Source organism: Bdellovibrionales bacterium (genome assembly GCA_018266295.1).
Classification (GTDB): Bacteria; Bdellovibrionota; Bdellovibrionia; order Bdellovibrionales; family Bdellovibrionaceae; genus JACMRP01.
This window is the reverse complement of record JAFEAQ010000004.1, coordinates 702,032-722,385: the sequence shown is the minus strand read 5'-3', so window position 1 is coordinate 722,385 and position 20,354 is coordinate 702,032. Positions and strand designations below refer to the sequence as shown.

The window sequence follows — 20,354 nt, the reverse complement described above, 5'->3', positions numbered from 1 at the left end:
GCTTGTTTTTATTAGGATTTGTGACTAAGTTGTGCCACTCTTAAGTAAAGGACTTGATCTCCAGGTTTAAGAAACCCGACAGGTACCGTAAGGCTATGACAAAGTATTTAATTATTGGTGCAGGCAAACTTGCTAAGCACTTAAATCACTACCTCTCTCTTCTTGAGCATCATCCGCTCAACTGGGATCGTTCGCAAGATCCACACCTGCTTAAAACCAAAGTTGCTGAAGCTAGCCATGTGTTGCTTGCCATTTCTGATTCTGCCCTCGAGAACTTTTATTTAAAGCATCTCGCTGGCCTGGATAAGACCGTGGTGCATTTCTCGGGGGCTCTGAATATTCCTGACGTGATCGCGGCTCATCCGCTGATGACTTTCGGGCCGAAGCTCTACGACCGCGACACCTACTTCCGCATTCATTTTGTTCTGACAGGCGCTACGAGTTTGACTGAGGCTTTGCCTGGTTTGCCCAATGAGTTTTCAATCTTGGCACCGGAGCATAAGGCTCTTTATCACTCGCTCTGTGTGATCGGCGGGAACTTTCCGGTGATTCTTTGGCAGAAAATGTTTTCAGAGATGGAACGCCTCGGAGTTCCTCGCGAAGCCGCGCGGGTTTACCTTGAAACCGTTCTTCATAACACCATGAAGAACCCGCAAACCGCACTGACAGGTCCGCTGGCGCGTAAGGACAAAGCCACCGTTCTCAAAAATATTGAGGCGCTGGAGAATGATCCGTTTCAAGAAGTCTATTTTACATTTGCACGCATTGTCGCTCCGGAACTTCTGGGCGAGAAAGAGAGGAAGCCATGAACATCCTTGAATTCCAAGAAAGAAAGCAAAAAGGGCAAAAGATCTCGATGATCACTTGCTACGACTACAGCTTCGCTAAAATTTTAAACGAAACTGACATCGACGTCTTGCTCGTTGGTGACAGTCTCGGCATGACCATGCACGGATTCGCGACGACTTTGAATGTTTCGACTGAGATGATGGCTTTGCATACGGCCGCTGTGGTTCGTGGTGCACCTAAAAAATTGATTGTCGGCGATTTGCCGTTCTTGGCTTACCGCAAATCTCTTGATGAAAACATGAACTGCGTTGAGCAGATCATGAAAGCCGGTGCTCATGCGGTGAAACTTGAAGGCGCAACAGGCAACGTCGAGTTGGTTCGCCACCTGGTGGACTCCGGTGTTCCAGTGATGGGTCACTTGGGTTTGACTCCGCAATCTATCAATCAGCTTGGTGGCTTTAAAGTTCAAGGCCGCAATGAAAAAGCGCAAGAGGCGATCAAGAAGCAAGCTTTGCAATTGCAAGAGGCTGGTGCGTTTAGCGTTGTTCTGGAGTGCGTGCCTTCGCATCTTGCCTATGAAATTACAAAATCTCTGGAGATTCCAACCATCGGCATCGGTGCCGGGGTTGATTGTGATGGTCAGGTGTTGGTTCTGCAAGACATGCTCGGCATGAACAACGAGTTCAAACCGAAATTCTTGCGTCAGTACTTTAACGGGGTTGAAGAGCTCAAAAAAGCTTTCAACAAATACCACTCCGACGTTATCCACAAAGAATTCCCCACTGAGAAAGAGAGTTATTCATGACCCGTGTGATTCGCAGTCCGCAGGAATTCAAACAATGGCGCCGTGATCAGGCCGGCATGACCGTTGGTTTCGTGCCGACGATGGGTGCTTTGCACGCAGGTCATGAAAGCCTGCTCAAACGCTGCCGTGAAGAAACTGAGTTGGTTGTATTAAGTATCTTTGTGAACCCCACTCAGTTCAATGATCCGAAGGACTTCGAAAAATATCCGGCGACCTGGGAACAGGATCTGGCGATGGCTGAGAAAAACGGCGTCGATATTGTTTTCTATCCGCGCCCTGAAGAAATGTATCCAGACGGCTATCACTACAAAGTGATTGAAAACGATTTCACCAAAGTTCTCTGTGGTGCGACCCGCCCCGGTCACTTTGACGGCGTTTTATCAGTGGTGATGAAGCTGTTTAATATTGTTTCTCCGACGAAGGCGTACTTTGGCGAGAAAGACTTTCAGCAGCTGACTTTGATTCAAGGAATGGTTCGCGCGTTCTTTATGGATCTGATCATCGTGCCTGTGGCCACCATGCGTGAGGCGGATGGCCTTGCGATGAGTTCACGCAATGTGCGTTTGACCCCTGAGCAGCGCGCGAAGGCGCCTGAGATTTATAAAGCAATTAAGACAGCAGCGTCGGCATCTGATGCTGCTGAAGTATTAGCGAAACAAGGTTTTAAAGTGGACTATGTGACGGATTTTAAAGGCCGTCGTTTTGCAGCCGCCTTTTTAGGTGATGTGAGGTTGATCGACAATGTCCAAATCTAAAGTGCTTTTCATGATGACAGGCTCGATTGCCTGTTACAAAGCCTGCCAAGTGATTTCCCGCCTCGTGCAAGCCGGAAACGAAGTCCAAGTCGTGGCTTCACCGGGGGCTTTGCAGTTTGTGGGCAATGCGACCTTTGAGGGGCTCACCGGCAAAAGTGTCGTGAGTGATCTGTACGCTCCGGGCAGTGTGATGGATCATATCCACCTTATGCGCTGGGCGGATCTCGTGGTCGTCGCTCCTGCTACGGCGAATTACATCAATAAGATCGCTCAAGGTGTCGGCGATGATTTGCTAACGACCTTGTTCTTGGCTCATGACTTCAAAAAGCCATTCTTGTTGGCTCCGGCGATGAACACCAGCATGTACATGCATCCAGTGACTCAGTCGTCGATCAAGCGCCTGCGTGAAATGGGAATCGAGATTCTCGAAACCGCTTCCGGCGTATTGGCCTGTGGTGAAACCGGCTTTGGCCGCTTGCTGGAACCTGATTTGATGCTCGAAGAAATCCGTCAGCATCTGCCTACTGGTATTGCTACATCCGCCGCGCAGAACGAAGCTTCTGGTTCGTTGTCAATTCCGAAAAGCGACCTGGTACCTTTTCGGGTGTTGGTGACTTCGGGGGGGACGGTGGAGCCGATTGATAATGTGCGCGTGATTACGAATGTGAGTTCCGGTGAAACCGGGGCGCATCTTTCGGAACTGCTCACTGATCTTGGCTGCAGTGTTCATCTTTTGCGCGCTGAAACCGCAAAACTTGCGGATTCTCGGGTTGAGCAGTCGACCTACTCGACTTTCCATTCTCTGCAGAAGAATCTGAAGTTCTTGCTCGCGAACCGTGAGTTCGATGCTGTTATTCACACGGCGGCTGTCAGCGATTTCTCTGTCGCGAGCCTTGAAATCAACGGCCGCGAGATGTCTGCCGGCGAATTCCCTAAGATTCACTCTTCAGATAAGCTGACGATTCATTTGAAAAACAATCCAAAGATTGTCGATGAGATTAAATCCTACAGCCGCAATAAAAACGTAAAACTCGTCGCCTTCAAATTGACCAGCAAAGCTTCTGAAGAAGAGCGCGATCAAGCCGTGGCAAAATTGCGTGAGCATTCAAAAGCCGATCTCGTCGTTCAGAACGACACAAGCGAAATTGATAAAATTAAACAACAGCATCGTTTTACTCTCTATAGCGGTGCAGATAAAAAGGTCCCGCTTGAAAACATCCAGGCGCTGGCCAGCGAATTGCTACAGAATTTTATGAAGGAGAAACTATGATCCTCGCCCTCGACGTAGGTAATACTCAGATTTACGGCGGCGTTTTCGATAAAGAGAAAATGTTGCTTTCATTTAGAAGAAATTCGAAACAAGGGTCTTCTTCAGATGAAGTCGGCATTTTTTTGCGCACAGTTCTTCGTGAAAATGACATTGATCCTTCCAAGGTCAAACAAATCGCGATCTGCTCAGTCGTTCCGGATGTGATCTACTCACTTCGTGGCGCTTGCAAAAAGTATTTCGATATCAACCCTTTCATTCTGCAAGCCGGAGTGAAAACAGGTTTAAAAATTAAGTACCGCAACCCCGTTGAAGTCGGCGCGGACCGCATTGCAAACTCGATCGCAGCGACTCAGCTTTATCCGAATAAAAACCTCATCATCGTGGACCTCGGAACAGCGACGACTTTCTGTGCGGTTTCAAAAGATAAAGACTACCTTGGTGGCTCTATCGTTGCTGGCTTGAGACTTTCGATGGAATCGCTTGAGGCGAAGACTTCAAAGCTCCCGTCAGTTGAAATCGTGGCGATGAGCGAAGCTCTGGGCCGCTCAACGATTGAAAGCTTGCAGTCCGGTTTGTACTACGGCCACATCGGCACCATCAAAGAGATCAGCGAGCGCATCTCGAAAGAAGCTTTCGATGGTGATAAGCCGTTTATTATCGGCACCGGTGGATTCTCGAATCTGTTTGAAAAAGAAAAGATTTTTGACGTGATCATCCCGGACCTCGTTTTGAAAGGTCTTTTGTGCTCGCTGAAGATGAACGCCTAGTTGGATAATTGAAAATAGATCTGGAAAATGGAGTTAAATATGAACGTATCGATGTTGAAATGTAAAATCCATAGAGCGACTGTCACTGGTGCTGATCTTAACTATGAAGGGTCGATTTCGATTGATCCTAAATTGATCAAAGCGGCTGGTTTATTTTTGAATGAGCGCGTAGATATCTACAACTGTAATAATGGCGCACGTTTCTCGACTTATGTGATCGAAGGCAATAAAGGCGAAATCTGTCTGAACGGCGCGGCTGCCCGCCACGTTCATAAAGGCGATTTGGTGATTATTGCGGCCTATTGCGGAATGGACGCAAAGGAAGCTCCAAACCACAAACCCACAGTTGTCTTCGTTGATGATAAAAATCGCGTGAAAGAATTGCGCGCTGAGCGTAAACATAAGTAATGGGCATTACTCTCATCCAATTACAGAACGGCGCTAAAGGCTACGGCACTCGGAAGCTTTTCGAATCTGCAAGTTTCGCTATCAATGAAGGCGAGCACGTCGGAGTTATCGGACCTAATGGCGCCGGTAAGACCACTATGTTCAAAGTCCTCGCGGGACAAGAATCCCTCGATGAGGGCCAAGTCACGCGCTCACAGCAGCTGCGTTTGGGTTACCTTGAACAAGAGGCCGAATGGGATTTGGATGAGATCGTTGAAGACTATCTCGCAACCAACTGCCTAAAACCCATCTGGGATTTAAAGCAGCTCGGTCTCAAACTCGGCCTGACAGAGCAACACTTCCGCTCGCGTTTAACAGAACTCAGCGGCGGTTACCGCATGCGTGTGAAGTTGCTCTTCTTGATCGGACAAGAGCCCAATTTACTTCTTTTGGATGAACCGACAAACTTCCTCGATTTAGAAACATTGCTGGTTTTTGAAAACTTCCTGCAAGATTTCCCAGGCGCTTTCCTGATGATTTCCCATGACCGTGAGTTCTTGCTGAGAACCACAGATCACATCGTTGAAGTCGAAGGTGGCGATATCACAAAGTTTCCCGGAAACTTAGATGACTACTTCGAGCAAAAAGCCCAGCTTCGAGAGATTTTGCAGAAGCAGCTTTTGAATCAAGAGGCTAAACGCAAATCCGTCATGGATTTCGTGACTCGCTTCGGAGCTAAAGCCACTAAAGCTAAACAAGCCCAGAGTAAACTTCGCACGCTTGAGAAAATGGAAAAGATCGAAATCAAAGATCTGCCACTGCGGGCGTCGATTCAAATCCCTGAACCGATTAAAACCGGCAAAGAGATCTTAAGCCTGACTGGCGGTGAATGTGGTTATCCGGGCCGCAGCATTCTAAAGAACGTCGATCTGCGCTTAGAGCGCGGCAAACATCTTGGCATCGTGGGCCTCAATGGCGCCGGCAAATCGACTTTACTGAAATCCCTCGGTGATCAGATTCCCCTTGTCCAAGGCGAATTGAAGTATGGCCTGAATGTTTCCTGGGCTTACTTCTCTCAGCACAGCGCGGATCAGTTGAATCTGAATTGGACCGTCCTTGAGGCACTTAATCATGGTGCGCACTCGTCAGTTCTTCAGCAAGAAGTTCTGAATATCGCGGGCTCTTTGTTGTTCGCAGGTGAAGCCGTGAATAAGAAAATCAAAGTCCTCTCGGGGGGCGAAAAATCCCGCGTGGCTCTGGGGCAGATTCTTCTAAAGAAAGCTCCCCTCTTGCTGCTGGATGAGCCGACGAATCACTTGGACTTCGACACCGTCGAGGCTCTGACGGAGGCGCTGGCTCGCTATGAAGGAAGCATCATCACTGTCAGCCATGATCGCGCATTCATTAGCCGTGTCGCGAATCAGATCCTTGAAGTTCGCAATGGACAGCTACTGCTCTATCCAGGCTCTTACGATGAGTATGTTTGGAGTTTACAGAAAGGTTACTTGTCAGAACTTGGCAACTCACCAAGCCTGGCAACTCCCGCTGCGAAATCGTCTACGGTCGCGGCGGCAGAGCCTTCAAAGTTCAACTACAAAGAAGAACGCAAACGCCTTGATACTTTGATTAAGAAAACTCAGAAAGAAATCACAGACCACGAAAAAAAGCTCGTCGAGCTTGCTAAAACTCAGGCTGAGATGACCGAACAGCTGATCACAATGACAGGCCCCCAAGCACAAACAATGTCGAGAGAGCTTCACGGAATTTCCGGGACGATCATGGAGACCGAAGAAAAAGTTCTCAGTCTGATGGAATCTCTCGATTTAGCGCAGAAAGATTTGGAAAGCCTCGTCCAGCAAGGGTGAGGCCCTTAAGCTTCGTCTCCGGCAACGGCTTCTTCATCAAGTGGCGAGAAGGCGCGCGGCGGACGGAATCTTGCAGCCACCGCTGCGTGAGCGCGAGCGGCAACTTCACCACGATTGGCGTCAGCCGATACAACAATCGGCTCAAGATATTCGATTTCAACTTTGATGTACGGCGTGCTTAGCAAGTTGATCATGGCTTGGCCAAAGCTCATTTCACCATACCAACAAACATTATCACGGGACTTCATATTGAAATCCTGGCCACCGATATCAATATAATTAATAACTCCCGGCTGAATCGGACGACCTGCTTGAGGCCCCGCCATCATCAGAGTTTTCTTAAACGGATAAACCATGGCTCCATCGGTGGAGGTAGCTTCTGGATACAGAACAACGTTCAGGCCCTGCTCGAGAGCTTCTTTCAAAACTCCGAGTTCATTCATGATCTGCGTGCGGCTACGGCGTTCCACGAACACACAGCCAGCCATCTCGCAAATATCGCCTAAAACGGGAGTCTCACGCATTTCTTGTGAGGTTACAAAAACTGCCGGCATCACAGACGACAGCGCAAAGATATCCACAAAGCCCGTATGGTTACCCACATACAAAAAGCTGCTGTCTTTGTGAGGTTTGCCCTTCACGCTGACTTGAACATTAAAAACTTTATTCATGAGAGCACAGTGAACAGATGAGTTTTGGCTGAATGCATGCCTGCGGGCGACAACGTCCTTGCGGCTGTAGCGGAACTTAATGATAAGCGCGTGCACAAAGAACTTAGTAACAACTAGAACAGCTAAAAAAAATCTTAGGACTCCTCGGAGTCCAGCTTGTATCTCTTCCACAGTGTTCTATTTAAATCTTCGCGGTGCAGGATCGTCAAGAAATCAATGCACTTAAACTCAGCATCCCATGCAGGTTCTCCACCGATATAGGCACCAATCTTGAGATAGGCCCGACAAAGGGGCGGAATAAGCACTTCGACTTCCGCTATTTCTGCCTCTGTCAGAGGGTTTTGGAAGTACTGAATCCACAAATCCAGCTTTGGCATCGTGTAGGCTTTTGTTGGAATTGCCAAGTATTCAGAAACAATACGACCCTTCTGCGCAAAGTATTTATAAACTAAAGCAGCTTCTCTTGGGTTTTCGGTTTTGATGCTCGCGCAGCCAAAAAGCAACTGCGCGCGGCTATTTGCCATGTATTCAGCAATCCCACGCCATAACAAAGAAATGACAACCCCTCGTCTGTAATCTTTGAGTATGCAAGCGCGTCCCAGCTCCAGCTTAATTCCCGGCTGTTGCATAATACGATTGAGATTGAACTCGCGGGCGGAGTAGAAGTCTTTCGAAAACTCCGAACAGTTCAATCGGTAGGTGCCCACAATTTTACTGGTTTTCTTTTCGACGATGACCAAGTGATCGCAAAGAAAGTCGAACTCATCGACGTCGATGCCGATAGGTTTTGCTTTGCCGATCATTTCGCGATGGAAAACTTGGTAACGTAATTCAAGAGCCGCCCTTAATTCTTGTGCAGAAGAAACGGTCTTAACGAGGAATGGACCGATTTCAGAGTAGACTTCGATCTTTGGTTTGAATTGATTGATGCGGTTCAAACGCATCTGATACATTGAGTGCAAGGTCGTAGAAACTCGGTCGAGACTCCCAAGGACTAATGTGTTCAGCATACAAATCCCCCATCTGTTGCTAGTCATAGAGTAACTAATTTCCTGTTAAGGTTGGGTTAGGAGTCCGTTAGTCTTTCATTTCCTCCTTTAGTGAAAAACGTCTTTCGTCCAGCTTTTCGCTTTATGCTAGAGTCATTCGAGGAGGTTTCTATGGTTGCCGAAGCTGTTACGAGTTTCATTTTGTCATCAAGCGCATTTAAAAATAATGAATCCATTCCCGCAAAGTACACTTGTGAAGGTGAGGACTTCTCTCCGCCACTGAGCTGGAAGGGAGCTCCCGCGAATACCAAGAGTTTCGCTTTGATCGTGGATGACCCCGATGCTCCGGATCCTCAGCATCCGCAAAGAACATGGGTTCATTGGGTCGCTTATAATATTCCGGCAGAGGTTTCATCTCTGAAAGAACATACCGAAAATCTACCGCCCGGTGCGACGGATGGACTCAATGATTGGCATAAGAAAGGCTACGGCGGTCCATGCCCACCGATTGGTCAGCATCGTTATTTTTATAAAATCTACGCCCTGGACACAAAGCTGCAGGATTTAAAGAATGCTGACAAGGCGGCTCTCGAAAAAGCGATGCGGGGACACATTCTGGCCAAAGCCGAGCTCGTTGGAACTTACGTTAAGCGAAAGCACTAAGATGCTCTTAAAACCCAAATTTGAGCGCAACTTAGCAATTCTGGACAAGCTTTTTAGCCTGGCTCGGGCCACAATGCTATATGCAGAAAAAAACCAACATCAAACTGAAGCACTTTCATAGATCCCAAATCGGCCGCGCACAGAGATTCATCCGCGCTCACTCCACCAAAGATATCAACTTGAGGCAGATTGCTAAAGAAGCCGGCTCTTCAGAATATCATTTCGGCCGGTTGTTTTTATCTTACACCGGCGAAACGACATTCACTTATTTACGAAGAATCCGCCTCGTCAATGCGCTAAAGATTCTGCAAGAAGACCTCGAATGCCCCGTGACCGAAATCGCTTTGAGCGTCGGCTATGACACTCCTTCTGCATTTAACAAAGTTTTTAAATCATTCTTTAAAATCAGTCCCTCGCAATTTCGCCATCTCGGACAAGCGGAGAGAAATCGGATGATTTACGATCATAGCATCAACCCAGAAGAAAAGGAGATGACTATGAACTTAAACCTAAAACCAGAAATCGTACAGCGGCCGAACAGCCATTTACTCTATGTAGAAAAGTCCGGGATTTTTAAAGAAGTCGCGATGCCGACGTGGTATGAGCTTATTCCCCTCGTAGATAAGTTCGTCGCCAAGGACACCATCACTGAATATCTTGGCTTGAGTATTTTGGACAATAACTCCAGTGATGAAAGCAAAATGTACTACGGTGCAGGTGTTACCGTAAAAGAAGCCCCCAAGAAAGTTCCTAAAGGACTCGAGTACAAAAAAATATCCGGCGGCAACTACGCGAAGTTTATGCTGATTGGCCCGACTCACTTGGTATGGCCGGCCTTCGATCAGATTTTCAGATATCTTGCTGAAAACAAATTTAAACTCCGTGCCGGGCCTTGCATTGAGAACTACTTAAGCAATCCAGAAGTCGTTCCCGAAAATGAACTCGTTACAGAACTCCTTGTGCCGATCGAGTAATCTTATTACGGAATCACTGGCGGGTGATACTCAAGCGTGCCCGCCAGTAACCACAACAGAATGATCACCACGGGCGCATGCACGATCAGCTGCGTGACTGTGTAACCAACGATGTCACGGGCTTTCAAGCCGAGGACACCGATGAGTGCGAGCATGAAGAACGGGTTGATCAAGTTCGGCAGAGCTTCAGCTGCGTTATATACAACAACCGTCCATCCGAGATGCACTTTGAGTTCATTCGCCGCTTGCATCAAGTAAGGAGCTTCGATCACCCACTTACCACCGCCCGATGGCACAAAGAAACCCAAAATCGCCGAGTAAATCCCCATCAAACCCGGGAAAGATTCTTTGGTAGAGATCGAAATAAAGAAATTCGCAATGTGATGCGAGAGCGGCTGACCGTCAGATCCCGTTGCCTTCGTCAAGATATAGGCAATACTTCCGTACAATGGAAACTGAATCAACACACCCGTTGCAGTGGGCACAGCCTTCGCCACTGAATGCAGAAATCTCTTCGGCCGCCAATTTAGCAACATTCCCAGCATCAAGAAGAGCAAGTTGTAAGTATTCAAATTTGAAATCGCAGGAATAATCGTCTTTGCTTCGACCTCAATGAAGAACCACCAGAAACCCAGAATAATAATAAAGAACGTCAGAATTGGCGAATACTCGAGCCACTCGCCCGGGCGATCCGGCTTTTCGATATTTTCAGCCGCATCATCAGTGATCGAAATACCCAAGGCTTCCGCGGTGACTGCGCGGTCTTCCTTCGGCGCTGAGAAATAAGAAATGACCACCGAGATCACCATCAAGATGAAAAGAATCAGTAGCGACTGGGGTAAGAAAATCGTTTCACTAAACGGAATCACCCCTGTGATCGGTAATAAGCTTTTCGGAATACTATCGACGTTGGCTTGCAACTGCGAAGCAGAAGAACTCAGTCCCATCGCCCAAGTGGCACCTAAGCCCAAGTAAGCAGAAGCCCCCGCCGCTCGGTAATCCATTTTCAAATCTTTACGACGAGCCAGCGCACGAACCAACAATCCACCAAACACAAGACTAAACGCCCAGTTCAGTAACGAAGCAATGATCGTCAAGAATGCAACGAAGGCCACGGCTCCACGGCTGGATTTTGGAATACGCGCAAGCCAGTTAATCAACTTGGCAGCAGGAGGAGAAGAAGCTACCACATACCCCGAGATCGAGACGATAGCCATTTGCATAGTGAAGGGAATCAGACTCCAAAAGCCATCCCCGAAAGCAACGGCAACTGAGCGGACAGGAACACCACTGATCAATGCCCCCGCACCGACAACAATCACAGCCAGAACGGCGAAGATGTAAGAATCTGGAAACCATTTTTCCGACCACGCAGTAATACGTGCGGCAATTCTTTCAAGCATCCCCGGATTCTCTATACTCATGACGTCCCTACTTTCTGAAGAAGTCACTCAATCCTACGCCCAACTGCGAAGGGCGAAAAAGAAAAAAGCTGCATCTGTCACCTAGCAGTATGAATCAATGAAACTCTTGGAGTGGATCTTTGTGGTTCACATACTTATCAAAATTTTCAAAGACCCAAGCAAAATCAACGTTCACAAACGGCAACGGAAAAACACCCGTGAGCGGTCCCAGATGCCATTCAGCCACGCTTTGATGGCTATTTCTAAAAAAGAAAAGCACATTCCCCAATATTTTCTGATTCTGTTGGATAAGCTCGTCCGTCGTGGGCTGTTCCGAAATGGAAAACTGAAAAGTCATATCCACATTTGTCATCACCCGTCCGCCCAAATAGTTTTTATAGTTTTCATCGCAAACTTTCTTGAGCAAATGTAAAATGTAGACACGTAAGTAAGGATCAGCGGCACGAATCTTTGTAAGACGCCAATCGCAATCGCCCTTCTGATTTAAAACAATCCGCGCATTTACAAAACCACTGATTTGATGGCGGGCCAGAACCCCGGGATAAAATAACAAAGCATCAACTTTCGCGTGGAAGCGCTTCATCAGAGAAAAATCCTGAATGCGCTCGAAAGTCCCACCGCCGGCCCCCCAAGCGACGTTGGGATCATCCTCTTTGCTGTAACCACCTTCCTCCCAACTGCCTTCGCGATGGTGACGGGATCCTTTGCCAGACGCCAAAGGACCGTCAGGGGAATAATCATTGGAAAGAATTTTGTGAACCAACTCACGCGAAGTGGGTTTCTTTGAGGTCGCCCTCGAACCTCCGCTTTTCTGCGAACCTAGAGGAGTTTCAGCAGGACCGTCGCTAGAGGCTGAGGGCTTGAGTTCGAATTCAATAACGTCTGGTGGTGTCTTTAGATCTTTTTCGGCTTTCGGCCAAAACAGTAGCAGCAAACCAATATGCAAACTCAGAGATAAAAGAAAGAATCTAATGCTTTTGATCCATGTGTTTGACGACCTCAGAGGTCATATCGGTACTCGAGCCTACATAAAGCAAATCCGGCTGCTGATTCAAAACCAATCCGTACCCGCGCTCGGCCGCAACTTCAGTGATGGCTTTCTTAATTTGCTCAAGCACGGGAGAAAACAAATCGTTTTGCTTCTTCTGAAGATCAGTTTGGCTCTTGGTTACTTGTTCTCGGAATTCCATAAGTCGTTTTTGGAATTCTTCTTGTTTTCGTTTGATTGCTTCTTCAGAAAGAACAGCTTTCTTTTTTTCGAGGTCTTTTTCCAGCGTTCGTAAGTCATCTTCTGCTTTCTCCAGTTCGGTTTTCTTTTTCTTGTAGTCTGATTCAATATCTGCGCGGATCTTCACCGCCCGCGGCAGGGTCTTCATAATCTTTTCCATGTCTACCACTCCGATTTTGGTGTCAGCCCGGGCGGGAGGGGATATCACCGCCCAGGCAAACAAGAGAACTAAGTACTTTTTCATGGCTTGCCCTACTTCTGATACGCTTTCAGATTCACATTGATACCGTTTGCACGGCCACCACTGGCGTCATCCGCACTCGCACCAATTAAGAGCAAACCATGAGCCGTCTGAGGGAGGGGCTTAAAGTTTGTTCCATCTAAACTAACTTCTAATTTTGATCCGTCGACTTTCATCCACAGGTCTTTCTTCACTTTCAAAGGCGTTGGCTGCACTTGCGTCGTTTCGAAGAAATCGCCCTCAGCAGTGAACGTGAGTGGCAACGTGTCTCCTTTGCGGAACTCAATTAGAAAATCTTTGAGTTGGCCGGCAAAGACCTTCCCCCAAGTCGCTTGATCCATCTCTGTGGCTCGTATCGTTCCCGCCTCAGAGATGGCTGCAAAAAGAATAAAGATCGCGACACTGGTGATTTGTAATACATGTTTCAAAGATGCCTCCTGGTTTTACTACTACATATGTAGTATTTAGTTTCAAAAAAATGCTTTAGCTGTCTTGTGAAAAGATATGCACAGAACCGTGAGCATATGGATTGTATGTCTGATGATTGCCGCCGAGATTTGAACTCAGCACCGCACCCACAAGCCAGAACGTAATTAATAAACGGCTCCACAGATTCTTCCACATCCAACGTGGCGGCTGTTCATCCGGAAGTCCCAGCAGACTTTCGATACGAATCTTCAACAAAGATTGTTCTCTTAAAAACGGCGCATAGAAAATCATTCCGCCTTCACCGAGCATCGCAATCTCTCTTAACTTAATCAATGCGGAAGCCAGAACTTCCGGAGTGGCACCTGCGTGCACTGCTCGTTGATCGGCGATAATCTCGCGCATGCGCTCAAGCTTACGACAAAGCCAACGGTAACCCGGAACAAACCAGAAGATATCACCCAGCGCACAGATCGCCATCGTGATCAGTAAATCAAATTGCTGAACATGACCGAGTTCATGCGCAATCACCGCTTGCAATTCCGCAGGGGACAGAGACTCATAGGCATCACGGGGAATACAGATATATGGATTCAACACCCCGCCGGTAAATGGCGTGCCCGAAAACGATTTTGAAATATAAATATCAACATTACGCAAAAATAATTGCTTAGTTTCAAGCAACACCGATTCTTTGCGATCGCCAATACGCTGAAGCTCAAACTGCATTCCGAGATAAGCACGGCGAACAAGTAGTACAAGCCCCACGGCCAAGATCGCATAGACAATATAAAGCGGAAACTGCGGGCTGACATTACGAGCCAGCCAGTACACCACGTAATCACCGACGCTGACACCATACTGAGTGCCATCATAGTCATGAATCGTAAACAATGCCTTGAGCTGCGGGATGAAGTTATTCACCCCGACGCCCAAGGAAAAGGTCTGCACTCCGGGAGGGACGGCATAAGGATCGATATTGTTCAGTAAGATGGACGAGCGAGGCACACCTTTTGAGAAATCATAAATAACTTTTACAAACGGAAGTGATAACAAAAATAACTTCCAAGGACCGCAGTTCACGCGCATGTAGTGAGTGCAGGCCAAAACAAGCCCGAGCCCCACTAACAGCGAGAACGTTGCATTCACAAAGAGGTTAAAGAAAATCACTTCCACGCTTTAAGTCCTCTTCAGTCTTTGCTCGACAGCTTTTTTAAGCTCTTCGAGTTCTTCACGCGTTAAATCGTCTTCGTTATCAAGCAAACTTAAAATCGGCGTCAGACGCTCTGAGCGAAACAATGAGTTCTTCACTTTTTCGAAAATGGACTGAGCCGAAGAGTCTTTCTTTTTCGCCGCTGCATACAGGAACAAACGTCCGTCTTTTTTACGAGTCACAAGATCTTTATTATACAACCGCACAAGCACCGTCATCACAGTTGTATAGGCCAAATCGTGGCCAGAGTTTTTCAAGTGAGTTTGAATGTCACTCACGGATTGCTCTCCCGCGGTATTTAAGATGCCGAGGACTTCGAGTTCTAATGGGCCGACTTCAAGGAGTTTATTTGCCATGAAAAAATCCTACTACCGCGGTAGTAATTGTCAACTACGTTTGTAGTAGACAAAGTAAAATAGACAAAAATAACCTGTAATTACTGATACTTGTAACAACACCGCGCCGTGAGAAATGTTTAGCAGCGTTCGCAAAAGCACCATCTTATCGTCGAACTACTACGATACCGGAAACCCATACTAAACCCAAGCCGGTAACTTTCCTGGTAATGTTGAGGTTAGAAATAACTGATTCATGAGGTAAAGAAACCGGCCCTTTTTTTTACTTTGTCACTGACTCTATCTTTTCTGTCCTTGTTCCACCTCCTCGCCTTAGCTAGTTTGAGATCATGAAAGCTCTTTATGCTCTCTTTTTACTAGCTCTGCTGTCGGCGTGCTCAAGCTCGCAAGTGATTCGTGATTCCGAATACAAATACTCTGAAGCTGCTTTCAAATTTTCAAATCCTCAGAAATCTCTCGAAGAGTTTCCAACAAAAGAACAAGGAGGTTTTGTCACATCGGTTGAAAAATCCTGGCTTGGCTTTTGGGCCGACGGCAAAGACCCCTCAGCTCTGCAGAAGCAAACGAAAACACTTGAAGACCGTAGGTACATCAGCATCAGTCGTGAAGCTGAGTACTTTTTCATGAGCGAGAGTGAAGAGGGCTATATTCCCGCCGAACATGAAATCATTCTCGCGCACATTATTAGTGCCATGTACTATATGCGGGCTGAAAAATGGAGCGAAGCTCGGGTTGAAGTAAAGCAAGCTTCGTACTTCCTAGAAAACTTTTTCCGAATGGATCAAAAACATTTCGACGACCCCGCACTCAGAATCTGGATCGCCGCTCTGTGGGCCGCCCTCGGAGAATGGAATGAGGCTCAAGTCGATCTGCGCCGGGCTTATGAGATGACAAGAGATCCAGATATCCTACCACTCCTTAAAGGCACGACACCACCCAAAGTGCTGAGCCTCGCGTTTGATGGCACCGGTCCGCAGGTAACATGGGAGTTCGGCAATCCGCAGCCGACATTTGATGAAAAGGATTCTGAACCCGCTCTTGATATCACATTCTCGACACTGCCATGGTATCGTCGTCACCAAGAACGAAACTCCGCGATCCGCGATAAGATTTCAAAATCAAATTACATGAGTCAGTACTACGGCATTCAGCTTAGTAAAGGCGGACAAAAGACTCTCGGCACTGTCACCTCAACAACCATTCGAGTCGCCGGAGTTGCCGTGGCGGCCGCAGTTATTGCCGCAGGCGTTTACATTTTATCATCCGCTTCAGGTTCTGGCGAGGCTCTCGCTTATCCGGTGGCTGCTGGCATGTGGATCGGGAAAACCATGTGGAAAGAGGGAGACAACGTAGACAACACCGTCAATCAATCCGTGATGGAAACCGATCAGCGCGGGCGAGAAGATCTCAAAACATATCGTTTTGTGCGCTTTCTGCCGAGCTGGATTTCACTCACCGATACTATTGTCGTAACCGCCACCGGCAAAGATGTCCCATTTCAAGCGCCGAATTCGCAAACCACTGTGCATTTCGTTCAGAGATACTAAACCGCTTCTTTTACGAAGCTTTGATTTTCGTCAGATCCATTCGGCGCAGAGTTGGTGAGATGAATGCAATAATCACCGCGGTCAACAAGCACATGGTTCCTCCGAAGACAACAGACGGAACCGTCCCGAGCAAACGAGCCGCAACGCCCGACTCGAACTCACCAATCTCATTGGATGAGCCAATAAAGATAGAATTCACCGCAGAAATCTTGCCGCGCATATCATCCGGCGAAGCCAACTGAACCGCTGAAGAGCGAACCACCATACTGATACTATCAAAAGCGCCACTAAGACCTAAGGCAACCAAAGACACATAAAAATCACGGCTCAGACCAAAAGCTAAGATACAAGCACCGAAGCCCGTGACAGCGGTAAATAACCACGGACCGGCTTTGCGACTAACATCGAATTTCGTCAAAGCAAAACTCATCACGGTTGCACCAATGGCCGGAGCGGCTCTCAAAGCGCCGAGTCCTTTCGGGCCGATCATCAGAATCTCTTTCGCAAATATTGGCAGTAACGCCGTCACCCCGCCGAAAAGAACTGAAATCATATCAAGTGATAACGCCGGCAATAAAATCGGATGCGTGAATACGAATTTTGCGCCGGATAAAAGCTCTTCTTTGCGAGATCTATGCTTGCCATTTGGTGGCAGTGGTTCTGGATTTGATTTAATTGTGAATAGCGCTGCAAAGCCCGCCATTAAAAGCACCACGACTAGCCAAGAAGTAGTGATCATTCCGACAAAGCCATACAATAAACCGCCGGCCGCCGGGCCCGCGATACGTGCCACCTGCATCGCCGTGCTGGACCAAGCCGTTGCTCTCGGAAGATCTGCACGGTCCACGATCCGCGGAACAAATGCAAAGATCGCCGGCTGTGAAAACGCTCGGGCTGCGCCTGTTAAGAACGACGCTGTATACAACGCCCCTGCTTGAAAATTTGTACTAAAGAACGTCGGATGAAATTGTGAAACCAAAACCATGAGACCAGATAATAAACTCAGGGCGAGAACCCCTTGATAAACTCTGAGGGGGCGACTTCGGTCCGTCAGGTAACCGGCATAGAGCGCAAGCCCAATTGCCGGTACCGCTTCAACAAGTCCAATCATCCCGAGGGCCAAAGGATCTTGCATCAATTCGTACATGCGCCAACCAAGAATGACCGCCTGCATTTGCACAGCGAAGGTGAATAGAAAACGCGCGGTCATCAGCTTTTTGAAATCTTGGAGCATGCACCTAATCTACAGATTCTCAGAGGCCTCCGGCAAGGACTTTAGAAAGTTGTAAAGAGCTTTTAACTCGGTCTCATTCATTGCCGCCATTGCAGGCCATGGCATAAATTGCGGATTCAAGTTTTTCCCCTCGGGAGTGATGCCCGTCGAAGCCGTCTTCTGGAAGTCAGCAAAACTCCATTTAGAAATATTCCCTTTGACTGTGAGATTTGCCGATTTTGGCCAGCTTGGCGGAACGCCTGGAATTTTGCCGCCGCCAAAGTTAGGATGATGACAACCGACGCAGCTTGCAGCGAGGTACTTTCCATACTCCGGAGCTTCGCTTGCTTTGAGACTTACCGGAACTGTGGATTTTGGATCCACATTCTCGCCCGAGAACAAAAGAGGCATCTTTCCAAAAGAGTAGAGAATCTTAGCCATCGGGCCCACTTGAACTGCCTCCACATCACGATCCACCGCAGGGATGCTCTTTAAGTAAGTGATAAGTTTCCCAAGGTCTTCATCCGTCAAGAATGCGAACTCTTGAGAAGGCATGAACTTTAAATAGTGTTTCTGAGGTCCACGGCCGAAACGAATACTGCGAATCCAGTCTTCGTCAGTGTAGTTCGCACCAACACCGCCTTTGCCTGTGGTTAAATTAGGGCCGGCAAAAAGTCCGATGGCCGGGTCATTGACGAACACATTGCCGCCGAGGTCTTTACCATGGCAATCAAAGCAACCCTTCATTTTAGCAACTCGCTCCCCTTCTTTGATCCAATCCGGCGCCGGAGTCGCCGCGAGTTTTAAAGTAGGATCTTCCAAAGTGAGTTCCGCCGTAGAGCTAAATTTGCTTTGTGCTCTGAGGAAAACTCCGGCCCCAATGGCCACAACGATGATGATAAAGACTCCAATCCACTTTAAAACCCGTTTAAACATGGCAACTCTCTTTCTAAGTTGAAATTTGATAAGTTAGTGTTTACTAATTTAAACTAGTAAACACTAATTTGTGATTGCGGGTCAATGAATTTTAGATTACTGTACCTTCCTATGGCAGGAAAAAAGCCCAAGAAGCCCCAAATTCGCCTCAGCTCTGCAGAGCGCCGCCAGATGATTATTCTTAAGGCCGGGACCCTTTTTGCTGAAAAAGGCATCCACGGAGTCACGACAAAAGAAATAGCAAAGGCCTGTGAAGTCAGTGAACCTGTTCTTTATCAGCATTTTGCAACCAAAGAAGCTCTCTACAACGAGCTACACACTCTTTGTAAAGGTGATACGACCATGGCAAAGAAAGCTCTCGCCCGCCGGGAAGTTTCTACTGAAACGCTCTGTTTCTTTGTCTATATGATTACGTCCATCATTGCGATTTACAAACTACCAGGCGACACAGAACCTTCGCGAGACACTTTGAATATTGTTCGCCTGACAGGTTATAGCTTTTTGGAAGACGGACGCTTTCTGACGACTGTTTTGAAAGATTGCATCGGCAGTCTTTTTGAGGATTGGCAGAAGAACTATAAAGCCGCTCTGAAAAGTGGCGACCTCGAAGTCAGCACCGCTGATTCAAAAGATCTATGGGTTGCTTACGAACTTATGGTCGGTGGGTCACTCTTTAATCTTGTCGGCAAAAGGCATCTGCCGCAGCTTCATGCGGATGAAAAAGACTATCTTGAAAGAATGTCCGTATTTGCTCTCAGAGGTCTAGGCGTGAAGGATTCTGTGATTAAGAAGCACTTCAAACCGAAGGCCTGGAACGCTGAAATTCAGCAGCTGTTACAGAATTAAGCTCGCCGCTTTATTGATACGATCGTAGAGACTTTCCCAACGCTCCCCAGAGTGTGAAGGCTCTTTATACAATAAAATACAATCCGGCTTTTGCGCCGCAAGCTCGCGCAATTGAGAATAGAAACTTCTCGTCGCCAGAACCGGATCAGCCGAAAGCTGCATGCGAGCCATTTTCTGAATCGCTCCCGCGGGCTTGATGATTTTTACTTCTTCAATTGTATCCGGAAGTTCCGCAAGTCTTGTTTGAACCAGAGCCTTGATCTCGCTCTCTGTTTTCTTCGGATCCAGGCAAAGAATCAACGGCACGGGCGGCATGTAGTGATGCTTCATATGCCCCGGAGATTCTTTCTTATCGACAGTCTCAACGAACTCAAACGCAAGACCTTTCGTATGAAGATATTCTTCGATATCAGATTTCAGCACATGACCTTTGCGTAAAATCGAAAGCTTGCCATCGTCTTTCACCAACAAAACTGTCGACTCAATCCCTATTTCACTTTCGCCACCTTCGAGGACGAAAACATTTTCTTTCTGAAATTCCTGGCGGACATGAGAAGCCGATGTGGGGCTTGTTTTACCAAACTTGTTTGCACTCGGAGCCGCGAGCGGAACTCCCACCGTGCGGATCAGCTCCTGCGCCACAGGATGCGCCGGCATACGCACACCGACAGAATCCAAACCTGAAGTGATCATCGGATTCACTTTTGCACTTTTTGGCAAAATCATCGTGAGCGGCCCTGGCCAGAATTTTTCCGCCAAAGCGCGTGCAAGCGGCGAAAAGCTCGAAGTGATTTCTGTAACTTGCTTGAGATCAGAGACATGCACAATCAGCGGATCAAAGAATGGACGCTCTTTGGTTTTAAAGATCGCTTCGATCCCCGCCGGCAGATCTATGCGCGCAGCCAAGCCATAGACAGTTTCCGTGGGCATTCCCACGACCTGACCCTTTGCGAGCAGTTCTACGGCTTTTTGGATTTCAGCGTTCATAA

22 protein-coding genes are annotated in these 20,354 nt (G+C 47.6%); 11 read left to right on the top strand and 11 right to left on the bottom strand.

The window, feature by feature from the left end; translation table 11 throughout:
- Positions 1-95 precede the first annotated feature (95 nt).
- The 7 genes from JSU04_03985 to JSU04_03955 are packed head-to-tail and all read left to right on the top strand — an operon-like array spanning position 96 to position 6,638.
- Positions 96-809, top strand: coding sequence for a DUF2520 domain-containing protein (locus tag JSU04_03985; protein MBS1969437.1), 714 nt, complete (start codon positions 96-98; stop codon positions 807-809).
- Complete coding sequence (gene panB / locus JSU04_03980; protein ID MBS1969436.1) at positions 806-1,594, top strand: 3-methyl-2-oxobutanoate hydroxymethyltransferase; 789 nt, start codon at positions 806-808, stop codon at positions 1,592-1,594. Before JSU04_03985 ends, panB begins: the two co-directional genes overlap by 4 nt.
- A complete protein-coding gene (locus tag JSU04_03975) occupies positions 1,591-2,349 on the top strand; it encodes a pantoate--beta-alanine ligase (GenBank protein MBS1969435.1) in 759 nt (252 codons plus the stop codon). Before panB ends, JSU04_03975 begins: the two co-directional genes overlap by 4 nt.
- Positions 2,336-3,619: a bifunctional phosphopantothenoylcysteine decarboxylase/phosphopantothenate--cysteine ligase CoaBC gene (coaBC, locus tag JSU04_03970; GenBank protein ID MBS1969434.1), complete on the top strand. Its 1,284-nt coding sequence runs from the start codon at positions 2,336-2,338 to the stop codon at positions 3,617-3,619. Before JSU04_03975 ends, coaBC begins: the two co-directional genes overlap by 14 nt.
- A complete protein-coding gene (locus JSU04_03965; protein MBS1969433.1) occupies positions 3,616-4,386 on the top strand; it encodes a type III pantothenate kinase in 771 nt (256 codons plus the stop codon). Before coaBC ends, JSU04_03965 begins: the two co-directional genes overlap by 4 nt.
- Before the next feature lie 39 nt (positions 4,387-4,425).
- Positions 4,426-4,794, top strand: coding sequence for an aspartate 1-decarboxylase (locus JSU04_03960; protein MBS1969432.1), 369 nt, complete (start codon positions 4,426-4,428; stop codon positions 4,792-4,794).
- Positions 4,794-6,638: an ATP-binding cassette domain-containing protein gene (locus JSU04_03955; protein ID MBS1969431.1), complete on the top strand. Its 1,845-nt coding sequence runs from the start codon at positions 4,794-4,796 to the stop codon at positions 6,636-6,638. Before JSU04_03960 ends, JSU04_03955 begins: the two co-directional genes overlap by 1 nt.
- Before the next feature lie 5 nt (positions 6,639-6,643).
- On the opposite strand, the gene JSU04_03950 is transcribed toward JSU04_03955, so the two are convergent.
- Together JSU04_03950 and JSU04_03945 are read right to left on the bottom strand one after the other, a co-directional pair.
- Entirely contained in the window at positions 6,644-7,405 is a 762-nt protein-coding gene (locus tag JSU04_03950) for a 1-acyl-sn-glycerol-3-phosphate acyltransferase (protein ID MBS1969430.1), read from the bottom strand.
- A gap of 38 nt (positions 7,406-7,443) precedes the next feature.
- A complete protein-coding gene (locus tag JSU04_03945; GenBank protein ID MBS1969429.1) occupies positions 7,444-8,319 on the bottom strand; it encodes a GNAT family N-acetyltransferase in 876 nt (291 codons plus the stop codon).
- A gap of 150 nt (positions 8,320-8,469) precedes the next feature.
- Between JSU04_03945 and JSU04_03940 the strand changes: the two genes are divergently transcribed.
- Together JSU04_03940 and JSU04_03935 are read left to right on the top strand one after the other, a co-directional pair.
- Complete coding sequence (locus tag JSU04_03940) at positions 8,470-8,961, top strand: YbhB/YbcL family Raf kinase inhibitor-like protein (GenBank protein MBS1969428.1); 492 nt, start codon at positions 8,470-8,472, stop codon at positions 8,959-8,961.
- Between the two features lie 80 nt (positions 8,962-9,041).
- Entirely contained in the window at positions 9,042-9,935 is an 894-nt protein-coding gene (locus JSU04_03935) for an AraC family transcriptional regulator (GenBank protein MBS1969427.1), read from the top strand.
- A 5-nt stretch (positions 9,936-9,940) separates the two neighbouring features.
- Here the strand turns inward: JSU04_03935 and JSU04_03930 are convergent, their stop codons facing one another.
- The 6 genes from JSU04_03930 to JSU04_03905 all read right to left on the bottom strand — a co-directional run bounded on the left by JSU04_03930 (position 9,941) and on the right by JSU04_03905 (position 14,823).
- On the bottom strand, positions 9,941-11,359 hold the full coding sequence (locus JSU04_03930) for a short-chain fatty acid transporter (GenBank protein MBS1969426.1): 1,419 nt from the start codon (positions 11,357-11,359) through the stop codon (positions 9,941-9,943).
- A 94-nt stretch (positions 11,360-11,453) separates the two neighbouring features.
- A complete protein-coding gene (locus JSU04_03925) occupies positions 11,454-12,293 on the bottom strand; it encodes a hypothetical protein (protein MBS1969425.1) in 840 nt (279 codons plus the stop codon).
- Positions 12,294-12,327: 34 nt separating this feature from the next.
- Positions 12,328-12,747, bottom strand: coding sequence for an OmpH family outer membrane protein (locus tag JSU04_03920; GenBank protein MBS1969424.1), 420 nt, complete (start codon positions 12,745-12,747; stop codon positions 12,328-12,330).
- Between the two features lie 92 nt (positions 12,748-12,839).
- Entirely contained in the window at positions 12,840-13,256 is a 417-nt protein-coding gene (locus JSU04_03915; GenBank protein MBS1969423.1) for a hypothetical protein, read from the bottom strand.
- Between the two features lie 55 nt (positions 13,257-13,311).
- Entirely contained in the window at positions 13,312-14,430 is a 1,119-nt protein-coding gene (locus tag JSU04_03910) for a M56 family metallopeptidase (GenBank protein MBS1969422.1), read from the bottom strand.
- A 3-nt stretch (positions 14,431-14,433) separates the two neighbouring features.
- Positions 14,434-14,823 (bottom strand): BlaI/MecI/CopY family transcriptional regulator, encoded by a 390-nt coding sequence (locus tag JSU04_03905; protein ID MBS1969421.1) that lies wholly within the window; start codon positions 14,821-14,823, stop codon positions 14,434-14,436.
- A gap of 329 nt (positions 14,824-15,152) precedes the next feature.
- Between JSU04_03905 and JSU04_03900 the strand changes: the two genes are divergently transcribed.
- Complete coding sequence (locus tag JSU04_03900) at positions 15,153-16,370, top strand: hypothetical protein (GenBank protein ID MBS1969420.1); 1,218 nt, start codon at positions 15,153-15,155, stop codon at positions 16,368-16,370.
- 10 nt (positions 16,371-16,380) lie between these two features.
- On the opposite strand, the gene JSU04_03895 is transcribed toward JSU04_03900, so the two are convergent.
- Both JSU04_03895 and JSU04_03890 read right to left on the bottom strand, forming a co-directional pair.
- A complete protein-coding gene (locus JSU04_03895) occupies positions 16,381-17,604 on the bottom strand; it encodes an MFS transporter (protein MBS1969419.1) in 1,224 nt (407 codons plus the stop codon).
- Positions 17,605-17,613: 9 nt separating this feature from the next.
- A complete protein-coding gene (locus JSU04_03890) occupies positions 17,614-18,519 on the bottom strand; it encodes a cytochrome c (protein ID MBS1969418.1) in 906 nt (301 codons plus the stop codon).
- 171 nt (positions 18,520-18,690) lie between these two features.
- Between JSU04_03890 and JSU04_03885 the strand changes: the two genes are divergently transcribed.
- Positions 18,691-19,365 (top strand): helix-turn-helix transcriptional regulator, encoded by a 675-nt coding sequence (locus JSU04_03885; protein MBS1969417.1) that lies wholly within the window; start codon positions 18,691-18,693, stop codon positions 19,363-19,365.
- Here the strand turns inward: JSU04_03885 and JSU04_03880 are convergent.
- Positions 19,354-20,352: a threonylcarbamoyl-AMP synthase gene (locus JSU04_03880; protein MBS1969416.1), complete on the bottom strand. Its 999-nt coding sequence runs from the start codon at positions 20,350-20,352 to the stop codon at positions 19,354-19,356. The two genes, JSU04_03885 and JSU04_03880, sit on opposite strands and share 12 nt — an antisense overlap.
- Positions 20,353-20,354 lie beyond the last annotated feature (2 nt).

Coding starts and splice junctions, on each gene's coding strand:
- JSU04_03945 (MBS1969429.1), bottom strand. CDS start 8,319: ATGCTGAACACATTAGTCCTTGGGAGTCTCGACCGAGTTTCTACGACC.
- JSU04_03975 (MBS1969435.1), top strand. CDS start 1,591: ATGACCCGTGTGATTCGCAGTCCGCAGGAATTCAAACAATGGCGCCGT.
- JSU04_03895 (MBS1969419.1), bottom strand. CDS start 17,604: ATGCTCCAAGATTTCAAAAAGCTGATGACCGCGCGTTTTCTATTCACC.
- panB (MBS1969436.1), top strand. CDS start 806: ATGAACATCCTTGAATTCCAAGAAAGAAAGCAAAAAGGGCAAAAGATC.
- JSU04_03930 (MBS1969426.1), bottom strand. CDS start 11,359: ATGAGTATAGAGAATCCGGGGATGCTTGAAAGAATTGCCGCACGTATT.
- coaBC (MBS1969434.1), top strand. CDS start 2,336: ATGTCCAAATCTAAAGTGCTTTTCATGATGACAGGCTCGATTGCCTGT.
- JSU04_03900 (MBS1969420.1), top strand. CDS start 15,153: ATGAAAGCTCTTTATGCTCTCTTTTTACTAGCTCTGCTGTCGGCGTGC.
- JSU04_03985 (MBS1969437.1), top strand. CDS start 96: ATGACAAAGTATTTAATTATTGGTGCAGGCAAACTTGCTAAGCACTTA.
- JSU04_03880 (MBS1969416.1), bottom strand. CDS start 20,352: ATGAACGCTGAAATCCAAAAAGCCGTAGAACTGCTCGCAAAGGGTCAG.
- JSU04_03885 (MBS1969417.1), top strand. CDS start 18,691: ATGATTATTCTTAAGGCCGGGACCCTTTTTGCTGAAAAAGGCATCCAC.
- JSU04_03965 (MBS1969433.1), top strand. CDS start 3,616: ATGATCCTCGCCCTCGACGTAGGTAATACTCAGATTTACGGCGGCGTT.
- JSU04_03955 (MBS1969431.1), top strand. CDS start 4,794: ATGGGCATTACTCTCATCCAATTACAGAACGGCGCTAAAGGCTACGGC.
- JSU04_03940 (MBS1969428.1), top strand. CDS start 8,470: ATGGTTGCCGAAGCTGTTACGAGTTTCATTTTGTCATCAAGCGCATTT.
- JSU04_03960 (MBS1969432.1), top strand. CDS start 4,426: ATGAACGTATCGATGTTGAAATGTAAAATCCATAGAGCGACTGTCACT.
- JSU04_03905 (MBS1969421.1), bottom strand. CDS start 14,823: ATGGCAAATAAACTCCTTGAAGTCGGCCCATTAGAACTCGAAGTCCTC.
- JSU04_03920 (MBS1969424.1), bottom strand. CDS start 12,747: ATGGAAAAGATTATGAAGACCCTGCCGCGGGCGGTGAAGATCCGCGCA.
- JSU04_03890 (MBS1969418.1), bottom strand. CDS start 18,519: ATGTTTAAACGGGTTTTAAAGTGGATTGGAGTCTTTATCATCATCGTT.
- JSU04_03935 (MBS1969427.1), top strand. CDS start 9,042: ATGCAGAAAAAAACCAACATCAAACTGAAGCACTTTCATAGATCCCAA.